The organism is Hoyosella altamirensis (genome assembly GCF_014191505.1).
GTDB classification, from domain to species: Bacteria; Actinomycetota; Actinomycetes; order Mycobacteriales; family Mycobacteriaceae; genus Hoyosella; species Hoyosella altamirensis.
In genome coordinates this window covers 372,875-387,040 of record NZ_JACHWS010000003.1, presented here as the reverse complement: position 1 = coordinate 387,040, position 14,166 = coordinate 372,875, and the positions used below count along the sequence as shown (strand labels likewise).

General features: G+C 60.8%; 14 protein-coding genes. 9 read left to right on the top strand and 5 right to left on the bottom strand.

Going from position 1 to position 14,166, the window contains the following annotated elements:
• Nucleotides 1–5: 5 nt before the first annotated feature.
• A complete protein-coding gene (locus FHU29_RS15900) occupies nt 6–1,814 on the bottom strand; it encodes a glycoside hydrolase family 15 protein (protein ID WP_064441466.1) in 1,809 nt (602 codons plus the stop codon).
• A gap of 375 nt (nt 1,815–2,189) precedes the next feature.
• Here FHU29_RS15900 and FHU29_RS15895 point away from each other — a divergent pair, with 375 nt between their 5' ends.
• The 5 genes from FHU29_RS15895 to FHU29_RS15875 all read left to right on the top strand — a co-directional run bounded on the left by FHU29_RS15895 (nt 2,190) and on the right by FHU29_RS15875 (nt 6,627).
• Complete coding sequence (locus FHU29_RS15895; RefSeq protein WP_064441467.1) at nt 2,190–2,597, top strand: STAS domain-containing protein; 408 nt, start codon at nt 2,190–2,192, stop codon at nt 2,595–2,597.
• Between the two features lie 226 nt (nt 2,598–2,823).
• Nucleotides 2,824–4,251, top strand: coding sequence for a carboxylate-amine ligase (locus FHU29_RS15890; protein ID WP_064441468.1), 1,428 nt, complete (start codon nt 2,824–2,826; stop codon nt 4,249–4,251).
• A gap of 9 nt (nt 4,252–4,260) precedes the next feature.
• Entirely contained in the window at nt 4,261–4,590 is a 330-nt protein-coding gene (locus FHU29_RS15885) for a hypothetical protein (RefSeq protein WP_064441469.1), read from the top strand.
• A gap of 76 nt (nt 4,591–4,666) precedes the next feature.
• On the top strand, nt 4,667–5,101 hold the full coding sequence (locus FHU29_RS15880; protein ID WP_064441470.1) for an SRPBCC family protein: 435 nt from the start codon (nt 4,667–4,669) through the stop codon (nt 5,099–5,101).
• Nucleotides 5,098–6,627 (top strand): phytoene desaturase family protein, encoded by a 1,530-nt coding sequence (locus FHU29_RS15875; RefSeq protein WP_064441471.1) that lies wholly within the window; start codon nt 5,098–5,100, stop codon nt 6,625–6,627. Before FHU29_RS15880 ends, FHU29_RS15875 begins: the two co-directional genes overlap by 4 nt.
• Before the next feature lie 40 nt (nt 6,628–6,667).
• On the opposite strand, the gene FHU29_RS15870 is transcribed toward FHU29_RS15875, so the two are convergent.
• Together FHU29_RS15870 and FHU29_RS15865 are read right to left on the bottom strand one after the other, a co-directional pair.
• Nucleotides 6,668–7,327: a hypothetical protein gene (locus FHU29_RS15870; RefSeq protein ID WP_157095291.1), complete on the bottom strand. Its 660-nt coding sequence runs from the start codon at nt 7,325–7,327 to the stop codon at nt 6,668–6,670.
• 61 nt (nt 7,328–7,388) lie between these two features.
• Nucleotides 7,389–8,603 carry an alpha/beta fold hydrolase gene (locus tag FHU29_RS15865; RefSeq protein WP_064441473.1) on the bottom strand — a complete coding sequence of 405 codons (1,215 nt, stop codon included), beginning with the start codon at nt 8,601–8,603 and terminating at the stop codon, nt 7,389–7,391.
• A gap of 98 nt (nt 8,604–8,701) precedes the next feature.
• Here FHU29_RS15865 and FHU29_RS15860 point away from each other — a divergent pair, with 98 nt between their 5' ends.
• Nucleotides 8,702–9,364, top strand: a complete 663-nt coding sequence (locus FHU29_RS15860; RefSeq protein ID WP_064441474.1) for an HAD family hydrolase — start codon at nt 8,702–8,704, stop codon at nt 9,362–9,364.
• Between the two features lie 45 nt (nt 9,365–9,409).
• Here the strand turns inward: FHU29_RS15860 and FHU29_RS15855 are convergent, their stop codons facing one another.
• Together FHU29_RS15855 and FHU29_RS15850 are read right to left on the bottom strand one after the other, a co-directional pair.
• Nucleotides 9,410–9,871 carry an SRPBCC family protein gene (locus FHU29_RS15855; RefSeq protein WP_064441475.1) on the bottom strand — a complete coding sequence of 154 codons (462 nt, stop codon included), beginning with the start codon at nt 9,869–9,871 and terminating at the stop codon, nt 9,410–9,412.
• Nucleotides 9,872–9,892: 21 nt separating this feature from the next.
• A complete protein-coding gene (locus FHU29_RS15850; RefSeq protein WP_064441476.1) occupies nt 9,893–12,022 on the bottom strand; it encodes a catalase in 2,130 nt (709 codons plus the stop codon).
• A 408-nt stretch (nt 12,023–12,430) separates the two neighbouring features.
• On the opposite strand from FHU29_RS15850, the gene FHU29_RS15845 reads away from it, so the two are divergent.
• The 3 genes from FHU29_RS15845 to FHU29_RS15835 all read left to right on the top strand — a co-directional run bounded on the left by FHU29_RS15845 (nt 12,431) and on the right by FHU29_RS15835 (nt 14,085).
• Nucleotides 12,431–13,270, top strand: a complete 840-nt coding sequence (locus tag FHU29_RS15845) for an SDR family oxidoreductase (protein ID WP_064441478.1) — start codon at nt 12,431–12,433, stop codon at nt 13,268–13,270.
• Between the two features lie 29 nt (nt 13,271–13,299).
• Nucleotides 13,300–13,752: a DUF4383 domain-containing protein gene (locus FHU29_RS15840; protein WP_064441479.1), complete on the top strand. Its 453-nt coding sequence runs from the start codon at nt 13,300–13,302 to the stop codon at nt 13,750–13,752.
• A gap of 90 nt (nt 13,753–13,842) precedes the next feature.
• Nucleotides 13,843–14,085, top strand: coding sequence for a hypothetical protein (locus FHU29_RS15835; RefSeq protein WP_064441480.1), 243 nt, complete (start codon nt 13,843–13,845; stop codon nt 14,083–14,085).
• Nucleotides 14,086–14,166: the final 81 nt, after the last annotated feature.

The window sequence follows — 14,166 nt, the reverse complement described above, 5'->3', positions numbered from 1 at the left end:
TCCCTTCAGTACTTTTCGATGAGCGTCAATGCGGCTGTCATGAGTGCGAGATGACTGAGGCCCTGCGGAAGGTTTCCGAGAAAGCGATTGTCTTCTGGATGAATCATCTCCGCGTAAAGCCCCACGTCATTAGCGAGGGGGACCATCTGCGCCATCAGGCGCTCCGCTTCCGCCTTGCGGCCGACTTCCGCGAGGGCAGCAACCATCCAGAAGCTGCAGGCGACGAACGCGCCCTCTTCTCGTTGCATCCCTGTGTAGCGGTAGATAAGTGGGCCGTCGCCGAGTTCCTTCCGCACGGCGTCGATCGTTGTCGACATGCGCTCACTACGGTCAAACCCACTCATCGCGTGGATGAGAACAGAGGCATCGAGATCGTTACTTCCTGCGTACCACACATAGCTCTGACGCTCGTCTGACCAGCAATTCTCGAGAATCCACTGTTTGATGCGGTCGCGTTCAGTTTGCCAGCGTGCCGCCTCCCCTTCGATCTGACCCGATTCTGCAAGCCGCACAGCACATTCGAGCGCGTGCCAGCAGCCCATTTTGGAGCTTGTGTAGTGGCGGGCCTCGGTCAGCTCCCAGATGCCCGCGTCCCGCTGGTGCCAGACGTCGCAGGTCCGGTCAGCGATGTCGGCGAGCAGGCGGGCAGTCGGTTGGTCGATGACGTTTCCGCCCTCTAGGTAGAGGTCGATCATGTCGAACAAGTCGCCGTAGACACCGAGTTGCAGTTGACCGCCCACGCGGTTGCCTTCGATAACCGGGCCGATGCCCCGCCATCCCGGAGCGTCGACCTCGTGCTCGGACTGCGGGAGCTCGCCACCGAGGGTCGAAAAGACTTCTGGGTCAGGACCTTGCTTGCGAATCATTGTGAGCAGCCAGCTCACCGCGCTATGGACTTCTTCGCGTTCGCCGAAGCGAATCAGCGCGTGGAGCGTATATGCGGCGTCGCGTATCCACGCGAACCTGTAGTCCCAGTTCTTCCCGCCCCGTGGATCTTCGGGCAGGGAAGTGGTCGCGGCAGCGGCGATCGCGCCGGAGAGGCTGTGCGTCAGCACCTTAAGGGCGAGCGCGCTGCGGAGGACTTCCCCCGACCAGGGCCCGTCATAGTGGAGCTCGGACGACCAGCTTTCCCAGTAGCTGACTGTTCTCTCGATACCGTCGAGGATGTGTTCCGGGTCAGGGCAGGGGAGAGGTTCATGCCTTGTGGATATTAGCGCGATGAGCCTGCGCTGTCCCGCATCGACGCTGATGGTTCCGCTGACCGTGCGGTCGCTGAAATTCAGCTCTTCGCCTGAGCACCCGATCACCCCGAGCGTCACATCGCCGACGCGCAGGAGCGGGCATTGCCGGGTATTGTCCGCCCACGGCGATACCCGGTTAAGCCGGGTGCCTGGTGCCACGCGCCAGCGCAGTTCCATGGTGCCTTCGAGTCCATCAATGCGGCGCGCGAATTCTCCCCACGGCAGGCGCCCGCTCTTGCCCGTGTTCAGCGAGTCGGTGACACAGACCTTGCCGGTGCGGGTCTGGTAAGTGGTCTGCAGAACGTTCGTGCCGGGAATGTACTGTCGCGTTACCGTATGCGTCTGCGCCGGGTACAACTCGAAACAACCACCGTTCTCGCTGTCCAGCAGTCGCGCGAACACGGGCGGTGAGTCCAGGTTTGGCATCGGATACCAGTCGACGGATCCGTCGTGTGCGATAAGAGCCACAGTTCGTCCATCTCCGATTGCCGCATACGATCGCAGATCGACGTAGCCGCCGTCGCGCGGGGGGAGATCGGAGATTCTTATGGCTGGGTCATCGTGGTCCCGCATAAAGCTCAGGCATCCGGGTTCTGTGGGGACTCGCCGCGGGCCGATTGCCGCAGTCGGCGGCGCCCTGCCCAGACCAGAACGAGTATCAGAAGTGCCAGTATCACAAGTAGTTCCATATTGGTCAGCTACCCAAAATGACCACGATTATTCATCGTTAGCCCTGGTAACCACTATGGTAATCAGTTAGTAAAATTGCCCAAAATCCTTGCCTGTGTCCTTGCGTGGCACCCCTGCGTTGGGGGATGCTAGGTACAGGTTGAGCCAGCAGCCGATACAACCGGGGAAGCTGGGATGGTACCCAGCGCCGCGCGGTATTAGGCGCCGCGCTCGTGTGCATTTCTCCAGCTTCCGGATCGAGTAGTAGTAGGAGCTGGAATGATTCCAACAGCACTCCCAAAAGACGATCCAAAATGGGCCATGACCGTAACGCAGGCAAGCACGCCTCGCGGAGGCGTCCGTGTCGCGGTTCTGCAGGGCGAACTCGACGCTAGTAAGCGTGCGGAAATCACCGAGGGCATTCACGATTTGCTCGAGGCAGGTACCCCAGTGATGCTCGATCTGTCCCAGGTGCGCTTCTGCAGCGTGGCGTGCATCGAGGCGATTGCGCGATGCGCGACGCGCGCCAGTGACATCAGAGTCGATTTTTCGATCTTCGCCCCACGTGTTGTCGCACGGTGCCTGGCACTCTATGAGCCCACCCCCCATGTGATCACGGTTGATGGGATGTCTCCAAACGGGACGGCTGATTGGCTGGAACGGGTGTACGCCCTCCAAGCAAGCTGAAACGGAGCCGTGTCATAAGTCTCCGAAAACTGGGTCGGGACGCTCATGGACGCCTCGGCCCAGTTTTCCTATAGGGCCCAAAATTCCCCCCAAAATTCCCCCCAAAATTCCCCGTAGCTGGGCACTCTGCAAGGTTTCAGTCTGCGACGTTCCGGGTACCGCCGATGAACGTCCGGTCGGTGTTCGCGCCCGTGAGCGTCCGGCAGGACCCCACCCATCGGAGGATATGGTGCTGAAGGTCGACCCGCTGGAAAACCCAGACGAATCTGCGCCCGCACTCGCACCCCGTGGTTGCCCCAGTGTCGGCGTGGAGGAAGAGTTTCTGCTCCATGACGCTGAACGTGGTGTGCTCGCACCGTGTGCGCCGGAGCTTTTGGCAGGGCTGGCGGACGATGTGAACGGTGCTTGCTCAGAGATGCAAAACACTCAGATAGAGCTCGTGACGCAGCCGGAAACCGCACTCGGCGCCTTGGCAGCGGGACTCCTGCGTAACCGCGAACAAGCATCAGCAGCAGCGCACGAGATGGGGCTGCAGCTGCTCCCCGCCGGAATGCCACCACAGATGTCACCGCAGTCGCCACCCGCGCGACCGTCCGTCAGTGATAACCGGTACAGGAAGATGTTCGCACGCTACGGGGCGGCTGCGGAGCGCTATCAGGGTTGCGGTACACACGTCCATGTAGAGGTACCAGACCGTGAGACGGCCGTCGCTGTGCTTGGGCATCTGACACCCTGGCTGCCACTTCTCGTTGCGCTGGGGGGTAACTCGGCCTATTCAGGTGGGGCCGACACTCGCTTCTCGAGCTGGCGGATCGCGACCCAGCGCAGGTTTCCGGTATCCGGCTTGCCACCGCAGTTCCGGTCGGCTGCACACTACGACGAGTCAGTGGCTGCGCTTGTTGATGCTGGCCTACTCGAGGACGGTCACACGTGTTTCTGGCTCGCCCGACTCTCAGACCGGTACCCGACGATCGAGATCCGCGCTTCTGACGTCGGACTCACGGCCGACGATTCCGTCTTGCAAGCGGCGTTAGGACGGGCCCTGGTAATGACGGCGCTCTCCGACCTCCAGAAGGGAGACCCGCCTCCAGCTATCGACCCATTATGGGGTGATGCCGCATTGTGGACCGCCGCGCGCCACGGTCTGGAGGGCCCCGCCATTGACCCGGTCACAGGGAAGAAGGTGACCGTCAGTGAGTACACATCGATGTTGCTGGACAAAACCACTGACGCGTTGTGTGAGGCTGGCGACTATTACGCGGTGCGAACATTCCTGGCCGCGCTGCGGAAAAGGGGAAGTGGCGCGCAGTTGCAGCGCAGCGCCGCCCGCGGTGGCCACGCTGCGGTGACCTCGATGCTGCACGGCGCAACCTGCCAGACAGCAGGGCTCGGACGTAACGCTGGCCTCATTCTCAACGCAGCACAACGAGATTGGAGAGATGTGCACATGGAAAATGAGCATTCGAAGTCACAGCCCGAACCGACCCCTCCCGCCGAAGACCAGACCAACCTGGTCCACGAGGAGCCTGACCCAGACGCCGGTTCGCAGCCTAAGGTTGCTGGTGGTGTCATCATCGTCCTGACAGCAGCTATCGCCATTGCTTTCTTGGTCGTCGCGGTCTACTTGGGGGGCCAAGCGTTCAATGCCTGGTAGGGAGGCGCGATGACAAGAGACGTCGAGAAGCGGTTCTATGACCCACCCACATTCCGTAAGGCCGCCACGTACGCCACGGTCGTGATAGTGCTCGCACTCGGATCGATGGGCGTGCTGCTCCTGTGGGCCGCACCCGAAAGTGGTGGTGTAGCAGGGAATCTACTTACGTTCGGCCCAGCAGCGATCCTGTTGCTTGGAGGCATCGGTGCTTTCGTCCAGACTTACCGCGTGTGGCGCCGCGGCGGTACATGGCCCCTGTGGCAGGGTGCTGGCTGGTTCCTGCTGGTGCTCTTCTTCGCCTACGCGGCGCTGTCGAGCATGGCGCTGACAAGCAGATGACCTGAGCGCCGGTTTGTTCGGTCCGTTCGCGGGTAGCTAAGAGGCATACCGGACCCCGTCAGCGAGGTGGCTACCTATGGCATCGCGTTACCGTACCCGCGCGACCCCAGACACCGTGTGGCACATACTTTGCGACCCCTGGCTTTACGCCGGTTGGGTGGTCGGTTCATCCCGCATCCGTGGGACCGACGAGGGCTGGCCGAATGAGGGCAGCCGGTTCTATCATTCCGTCGGCTTCTGGCCGCTTCTCAACGACAATTACACCGAAGTGGTTAGCTGCGACCCTGGGCGAATGATCGAGCTCGCGGCGCATTCGTGGCCGGCCGGGAAAGCGCGGGTCCGGGTATCTTTGACGAAGGATCCGGAAGGCTGCGCGATGGTGCTCGAAGAGTGGGTTGAGTCGTGGCCGTGGAGACAAGTCCCCAAGCGGGTGCAGGAAAAACTGGCGGGGCCGCGGAACAAGGAGTGCCTCAGGCGGCTTGCACTCATCGCCGAAGGCCGCCGCGAATGACGCGTGCGGTAGACGCGATCGTCATTGGGTCAGGCCCCAATGGGCTGGTCGCAGCGAATGTGTTAGCGGATCACGGCTGGGATGTGCACGTCCTAGAGGCACAGCCGGATCCGGGCGGCGCGGTCCGTTCCGTCAACCGGGAGCACGGCGTGACGTGGGACCTTTTTAGCTCGTTCTATCCCTTTGCTATGGCCGCCCCTGCGATACCGAGGCTCGGGCTCGAGCGTTTCGGGCTGCAGTGGAGCCACGCCGAGTCTCCCGTCGCGCATGTTGTTGGCCCCGGCTCGGGTGATGTGGTTCGGATCGAGCGCACACCTCGGCAGACAGCGGAATCGCTAGCACGTTTCAGCGCGAAAGACGCGAACACGTGGCTGTCACTGTGTGAGGAATGGCAATCAGTCAAGGCGCCACTGCTCAGCATGATGTTCGCGCCGTTTCCACCCACCCGCGGCGCCATGTCCCTGCTCCACAAGTTCGGTGTGGCAGACGCGATGCGACTCGCCCGTTTTCTCGCGCTTCCGGTACGACGTATGGAACACGAATTGTTCGAGAGCCGCGCGGCACGGCTCCTGCTCCGTGGCAACGCTTTACACGCCGACGTTCCCGTCTCGGCCCCCATAAGTGGCATGGTCGGTTACGTCCTCACGATGCTTGCGCAGGATGGCGGGTTCCCCACTCCTCGTGGCGGCGCGCAACAACTCACTTCAGCACTGGTGCGGCGACTCGAGGCGGGTGGCGGGCGCGTAAGTTGCGGCGCGCGTGTGCGGCACATCCTGGTGCGGAGCGGTCGTGCAGATGGCGTAGTGACCGAAGGAGGTGACACCCTTCGCGCACGCCGGGCGCTGATCGCAGACGTCAGCGCACCAGACCTCTACGAGAGTTTGCTACCGAGCTCAGCGATTCCCGAGCGGGTACGCGAGGGCATCAAGAAGTTCCAATGGGACCCTCCGGTAGTCAAGTCCAACTACGTGGTCCAGGGCGAGATCCCCTGGGCGAGTCCACTCGCGGCAGGCGCTGGAACTGTTCATATCGGCGGTGATGACGACCAGGACCGGCTGATTCTTTTTGGCCAGATGACCGCCGCCGACTCGACGCGATCTCCGGCAGGATTGACGACCGCCTGGGCATACACCAAAGCCCCACGAGGAAGCACTGAACCGGAACACCGGGAAATCGCAGCCGCGATGACCGAGAAAATCGACACGTATGCTCCTGGCTTCACGGACCGGCTCGTCGACGTTGAAGTGCAGACTGGCAGTCAGCTCGAATGCGACAACGAGAACTTGCGGGGCGGAGCGGTCAACAGCGGAACATTCGAACTGTTCCAGCAGTATGTATTTCGCCCGATCCCAGGGCTCGCGGACAATCACACACCCGTGAAGGGTCTATATCTCGGCAGCGCGTCGGCTCACCCAGGTGGAGGCGTTCACGGAATGTGCGGCTGGAACGCCGCACACTCGGCGCTCGAAGCCCGAGGGCCAAGGCAGCGGCTACGTGCGGCAATCGCCCGCAGACTAATGCGGTAAGGAGCAGAACATGCAAGCTGTGACACGGTCAAGATACTTCTTAAGCCCTGAGCGTCGCGCCCCGTGACTGCCGGCTTCCCCTGTATGCATCTGAACGGAAGGCGGCGAGCCAGTGAGGGTACAACCGAAAATTGTCCGCATGGTTGACAACGGGGTCGAATGACAGTTCCGTGCTCACTTGTTGCTCCAGTATCAGTTCGCCGAACCGGTGCACATCACCGTGTGACGTACTGGAGTACAAGGTGAATCGAAGCGGACTCTGCCCGATTGCTGCAGTGAGTGACTCCTTCCGGGCCGGAATTTTTCGTTCCGTGGAAGCTTGCGCGTGCAGCCACGTCAAAGCGCCATCGGCACGCTGATACGGCATCAGAGTGCTGTAGCGGGGCTCCGTCCAGAAGGCCGACGGTTTGATGATCATGCGGGTCAGCCGACCAGTGCCGACGCTACTCACCATGAGGATGTCCCACGGGCTGGAATTCTCGATGCGGATAGCGAGTCCGAGCGCGTCAGGAAACGCAGCCCCCAGCCCAGCACCCTTGGATAGCCGAACCATGCACGAGTGCTCTTCTGGCACGCCAGCGGTGTCGGGGAGTGCGAAATTCACTGTGCCGGAGAAACACTCACCCCACGGATGGAAGAGTCGGCCGCTGCTCCGGAGTCGTGCGACGGCTCGAGCGCTCGCGCGCGTGAGACTGGCCATTCGTGCTGACGGTCGTGCAAGCTGCATGAGCCTTGCGTACCCTGCGGGCGCGCTGCGCAAACTAAGGGCGTCCCGGGCCGCGAATGAACGCCCTGGACAGGCGCAAGGTCCACGCTGGCAATTCGATCTGGGGGGCATGGCCACAGTCAGGCAGAATTACGGACCTCGCCGCAGGAACCGCCTTTCGCACATGACGGGCGAACTTTGCTGGAACGAGCCGGTCCTCGCTGCCCCAGATGAACAGGGCGGGAGTCCTCATGCCCGGAAGCCGGTCCCAGAATCCAGACTCCCCAAAGGGTTCCTCCACGTAGATATTGATCAGAGCGGAAAGCGCTGCACGGCGGTGTCGCCAATGGGACATAGCGATCGTGAATTCGTCAGCTGCCGCCTCAAACCAGTTTTCCGGGATCCGGCGCGGTTTGGCCACGAGCCGCTTCGCCGACTCAAGAATCAGGGATCGGGGGACTGTGAACCGCGGGGCGGCGCCAAGCGTCACCGGGAGATACTTGACCAGCGGAACAAACTGGCGAAACCGCCGGAATGCGGGCGACGGACACAGGAGGACCAGTTCGCTCGCAGCCTCGCTGTCGTGCATGGCAAGTTCCAGCGCTAGGCGCCCACCCATGGAATTGCCGATCACGGTGGCGCCCCGAGCGTCGGTCGCGGTGAGGAAGGCGTCGAGCCACCGAGACATTCGTTCTGCGGTATAGGTCCACAGCGGCGCTTCTGATGCGCCAAACCCTGGGATGTCCGGTGCAAGAACACGACAATCACTCGCCAGTCCAGCGAGCAAGGGGAGCATGGACGCGTTGGAACTGCCGAGGCCGTGCAACAGCACCACCGGATGACCTTCAGGGACGCCTGCTTCAAGGTAGGCGGTACGCGCGCCGTCCACTAGCGCCTCCCGGGCAAGCGGACGAGTGGGGAGCTCCGCTTCTGGAGCAAAGGAACTGCCAATCTGCAGCACGGTGGCGAGGCTGCCTCGGGTCGTAAGGTCCCCGTCGAGGAACGCGTCTACACCACTACGCCGGCCAGTGAGAAGATCTGTGAGCGTCTCGGCGCTGGTCGTCACCACACTCGTTGGGTCAGGATGCGTGCCCGACGACACCTCGGCAACGCCGTCGTGTACCTCGAGGGTCCACCTGCCGTGGTCTGGCACATCGAGGCAAACTACAGCATCTGAGTGAGTGAAAGCCGTGTCTGTCACGTTCTGGGGGAAAAGCTCGCTGAGCAGGTGATCGGGACTGGAATCTCGTAACTCCAATGCGGCCGTCATCGTTCTCTCCTCTTGCGAAACCTGGTTGTAAGTTTGATTACCCCTGGGGTGGCGGAAATAACCCGTTTGTTTTCTGCTCAATTGGGTATACCTACGCGATGCAGCCAGCGGTTCTCTTCGATATTGATGGCACCTTGGTCGACTCCAACTATCTGCACGTGCATGCGTGGCAGCGCGCATTCCTAGAGGCGGGTATTCCGGTAGATAGCTGGCGGATTCATCGCTCGATTGGAATGGACGGATCGACGCTCGTGACTTCTCTCAGCGACGGCGCGAGCGACGATGTCGCGAGCACTGTCAAGGACCTCCACGCACGTTTTTATCGTGAACTCACACCACAGTTGCGCGCTTTCGATGGGGCACGCCAGATTCTCGAGAAGGTGGAGTCAGTTGGCATGCAGACGGTGCTTGCAACGTCAGCACCGGAAGATGAACTCGCGCAACTTCGCAGCGTCCTCAACCGGGAGGACGTCATTTCTGCTGTCACGTCTTCGGAAGACGTCTCGACGGCGAAGCCTGAACCACACATTGTTCAGATCGCCCTCGAACGCGCAGGGGTCTCGCCCAAGCGTGCGGTGTTCGTGGGCGACACAGTTTGGGACGTGGAGGCATGCAATCGTGCTGGGGTTAACTGCGTCGGTGTTCTGACCGGTGGGGTTTCGCGGGCAGAACTCGAAGACGCCGGTGCGATCGCGGTTTACACGAGTGTCAGCGAACTCTGTGCACACTTCTCTTCAAGTCCGCTGGCTCAGCTCAAATAGCAGTCAGCTCCAGCCCCGCGGGGCCGGAGCTGACTCGCGGCAGGTTTACGGCTGCGGTGGATCGATGTCGCCACGCCACTCACCCGTCGCGACGCCGCGCTCTTCGATGAACTCCTTGAAGCGCTTCATATCGCCTTTGACCTGCGTATCCACGATATTTAGCGCATCGCCGATATTTTCTGCGACGCCTTCCGGGTCGATATCGATCTGAGCCGTCACCCGAGTTTGATCATCGTCGATCCGGTGAAAGGTAATCACCCCAGCATGGGTCGGTCCCTCGGTCGAATGCCATGCGACCCGCTGGTCAGGATGTTGTTCGTCAACCACAGCGGCGAATTCACGAGAGATCGGCCCGAAGCGAACGTGCCACCGCAGGTGCGTGTCATCGAGCTGTTCGATGCGTTCAACGTGCTCCATGAACTGCGGATACTGCTCGAACTGCGTCCATTGGTTGTACGCGACGTTGAGGGGTACGTTCACGTCGATTGACTTATTTACTGTGCCCATCAAACGCTCCTTTCAGCGTTGTTACGCAGAAATATGATTTGTTTCGCGGTTCCAAATGCGATGCAGCGCAACTGCATCGATGAAACTGCGGACGAATTCATCGGGCAATTCTTGCCCAGAATGGCTCGTTACAATAACTCCTTCCTCATCGGTCACCCGGACGGGGTTAGTTTCGGCATTAGTGAGACCGTTCTGACGCAGCACCTCGGCGCCGGCACCAAACGCGGCGACCGGTTTGTGGTGCTTGAAAGCTTCAAGGACAAAGTGCTTTGCTGACCCATTCGTTTCAATCAGGGCGGCGATGTCACCGCCCGGAACGATCACTGCGTCGTACAGCACCGATGCCGTAGACGACAGTGCCACCGATACGTCGACCGCGTGCCCGCTCTCCCCGCGGATAGTTCCCTCGGCTGGTCCGATGAGATCTAGGAGAGCACCTTCGGCCGAGAGTGCACTCGCAAGTTTGCGAATACCCGTGTCATCGACGCCATCACAGACCAGAGCAGCGATTTTTCGTGACTCGATCGATGGAGGTGCGTCGTCGAATCCTGCTATCGGGTAGACCTGGCTGAGAGCCGACGATGCGTCGTTGTGGAGGTCCGCCCCGAGGTCTTCGGGCTCTGGCACTCCGACCTTGCGCGCGACTCCCGCGGCGAGGCCAGGGTCGACGTGTGCGATCTGCTCGGTGACTCTCTGCTTCACGTACTTAGAAGACACTTTCGAAAGTTCGAAGCAGAAAGCGTCGTGAATGTGCTGCTGCTCGACATCCTTCATGCTGTTCCAGAACAGTCGCGCCTGGCCGTAATGGTCGTTGAAGCTTTCCGACCGACGGCGGATTACTGCACCCTCCACTCGCTGCGTGTAGTGGCGGTAGACATCGAGGGGTGGCTCCTGCTGAGACATGGACATCGGGCATCCGTTCCCCAGGCTGTTTTTGGTGTAACTCGTCGGATGCGTGTGGATTGTGTGCTGTCCGTACCCATCTCGCTGGTTTGTGTGCACCTCGACAACCGGCCGGTTTATCGGCAGCTGGGAGAAGTTCGGTCCGCCTAGACGGATCAGTTGCGTATCCAGGTAACTGAAATTCCGTGCTTGCAGGAGCGGATCGTTGGTGAAGTCGATGCCCGGCACCACGTTGGCGGTATGGAAGGCGACCTGTTCGGTTTCGGCGAAAAAGTTCTGTGGATTGCGGTTCAGAACCATGCGCCCCACAGGCTGTACCGGAACTTGTTCCTCTGGAACGATTTTAGTGGGGTCGAGGAGATCGAAATCGAAATCGTGTTCGCGCAACTCACTGATGAGCTGGACGCCGAGTTCAAACTCTGGAAACTGTCCCGATTCGATCGCGTCCCACAGGTCGCGGCGGTTGAAATCAGGATCAGCGCCCGCGATGCGCTGGCATTCCTCCCACTCGAGCGAGTGGGATCCCAGGATGGGCCGCCAGTGAAACTTGACGAACGTGCCGTTGCCCTCTAAATCAACCAAGCGAAATGTGTGCACGCCGAAACCCTGCATCATGCGGTAGCTGCGGGGGAGCGCACGGTCTGACATCAGCCACATCACCATGTGCAGAGATTCCGGGTGGAGCCAAACGAAATCCCAGAAAGTGTCGTGCGCGGACTGTGCCTGGGGGATTTCGCTTGCGGGTTCTGGTTTGACGGCGTGGACGAAATCGGGGAACTTGACGCCATCCTGGATAAAGAACACCGGCATGTTGTTAGCGACGAGGTCGTAGTTGCCTTGCCGTGTGTAGAACTTCGTTGCGAAACCGCGGACGTCGCGCACCGTGTCCGCGGAGCCGCGAGAACCTGCAACGGTGGAGAACCGCACAAAAACCGGGGTGGTGAGCTTCGGCTCGGTCAGGAACTCGGCGGCCGTATAGTCGCGCAACCGAGTGTCGTAAGCCTTGAAATAGCCATAGGCACCTGCGCCCCGCGCATGGACAACTCGCTCAGGGATTCGTTCGTGATCGAAGTGCGTAATTTTCTCGCGCGCATGGAAGTCTTCTAGCAACGTCGGTCCGCGAACACCTGCTTTAAGGGAGTCATCCGTGTGCTCGACGCGGACCCCTTGCTGCGTCGTGAGCCACGAGTGGTCGTCGTCCGTTCTCGACGCGTCGAGCCTGCGGTCTTTGTCGTCTCGGCGCTCCATACCGTTCTCCCTTCGTGAGGTCCGGTGTGCGCCTACCCCTCGCGTCGGTGGATAAACGAGTTGCCAGCCAACGTTTGTATCCGCCACACGGGGGAAGTACTCAGCCATGCGCTCAGCTAGGGCTGTTTGAAGGAGGCCATGATGGAGACTTGCGCAACATGCGGCAATGTCTACGACAAGCCACTAATTGTCACACAGGGGGACAAGTCCGCCGCGTTCGATAGCTTCGAGTGCGCGATCCAGGGGATGGCGCCGCAGTGCACGCATTGTGATTGCCGAATCATCGGGCATGGCGTGGAGAGCGATGGACGCATGTACTGCTGTGCGCACTGCGCTGATCAATCCGGTGTGAGTGGGGTAGAGGACCGCGTGTGAATTCAGAATCGGCACACAAATCGAAGGAGCACCATGGATGAACCGATGATCGAATACCCCGGCCATACCCGTGAGATGCCCTCGCGTCCCAAGGACGAGATGCGTGAGTACGTCGGCCGCGATGTCCTCGCAGGCCAGAAAGCACTTGTGACAGGGGGTGACTCGGGAATCGGTCGCGCCGTCGCAGTGGCGTTCGCAAAGGAAGGGGCAGACGTTGCGATCGGGTACCTCTCGGAACACGACGATGCACAGCGCACCGTCGAACTGGTCGAGAAAGAGGGCCGCCGGGCATTCAGTTACGCCGTCGACCTTGCGGACGCAAGCGCCTGCCGGCGCCTCGTCGCCGACGCAGCGAACGACCTCGGCGGTCTGTCGATCCTCGTGAACAACGCGGCATACCAGATGCCCGTTGAGGAGTTCGAAGACATCAGCGATGAGCAGTGGCGCCACACCTTCGCCGTAAACATCGATTCGTTCTTTTACGTCACGAAGGCCGCGCTGCAGCACCTGCCCAGCGGCGGCGCCATCATCAATACCTCGTCCATAAACGGCTTGCGCGGAAACAAACAGCTGATCGACTACTCCGCAACGAAGGGCGCTATTCTCGCGCTGACCTACTCATTGGCTCAGTCGCTGATGGAGCGAGGGATCAGAGTCAACTGTGTCGCCCCGGGGCCTGTCTGGACGCCACTCATCCCGGCGACGTTCCCGGAAGATGCGGTCAAAGAGTTTGGGGAGCAGGCGCCATACAAGCGGGCTGCACAACCCGATGAGATTGCGCCGTCGTACGTCTTCTTCGCGGCGAATCAGTTGTCGTCCTATTACTCGGGTGAGGTACTCGCGCCCATCGGTGGCGAGACACTGCCTGGCTAGATTTACAGGAGAAGGGGTGCCCGAGCACCATGACTGCTAGTCCACGTTTCCAGAGTGATCTTTCGTCGCAGCGTGTCCGCAAGCTCTTCGCGTTTTCAGTGGGTGTCGCCTTCATCGTGGTAGGCATTCTCGGGTTCATTCCAGGCGTCACCACCGGCACCGACGAGCTGACATGGGCCGGACCCCACACTGATACGTACTTGTTCGGCATTTTCGCGGTGTCGATCCTGCATAACGTGATCCACGTCGGTTTCGGTGTCCTTGGCATCGTGATGGCGATGAGGGCGCTAGGTGCGCGCATCTATCTCATCGGTGGCGGGCTCGGTTACATCGCTCTGACGTTGTACGGGCTTGTGATCGATCACAGCAGCGACGCGAACTTTCTACCGATCAACGACGCCATCAACTGGCTGCACCTTGGTCTCGGCCTGGGCATGGTGCTGCTCGGGACCGTTCCGTTGCGGACACCGAAGAAAAAGTAGCCGGATCATTGCGGGGCTACGTGTTTAACCCGGACGCGCGGGTGGAAGGCAATGTTCGTACGTGCAAAACCAACGAGAGGACCGCGTCAAATGTCTGATGTCGTTCGTGACACCGAAACGGGCTCGGTAACCGGAACCCGTGACAAGCACTACAACATCATCTGGTTTACCGAAGCCTGCCTCAGCAATGCGCTGCGGATGGAGGAGTACATCAAGGACGCAGAGCGAGAAGGCGACCAAGAACTCGCCGACTTTTTCCGCCGTGCGCAAGCTGAAAGCCAGAAGGGCGGGGAGCAAGGCAAGGCACTGCTGGCTTCGCGACTAAACCGCTAATTTGGCTGTGCTGACCGCGCCGCCCGGACGGCACCGCGCCGGGCGGCTTTCGCGAGTCCGCTGAAACTACCTGGGCGGCAC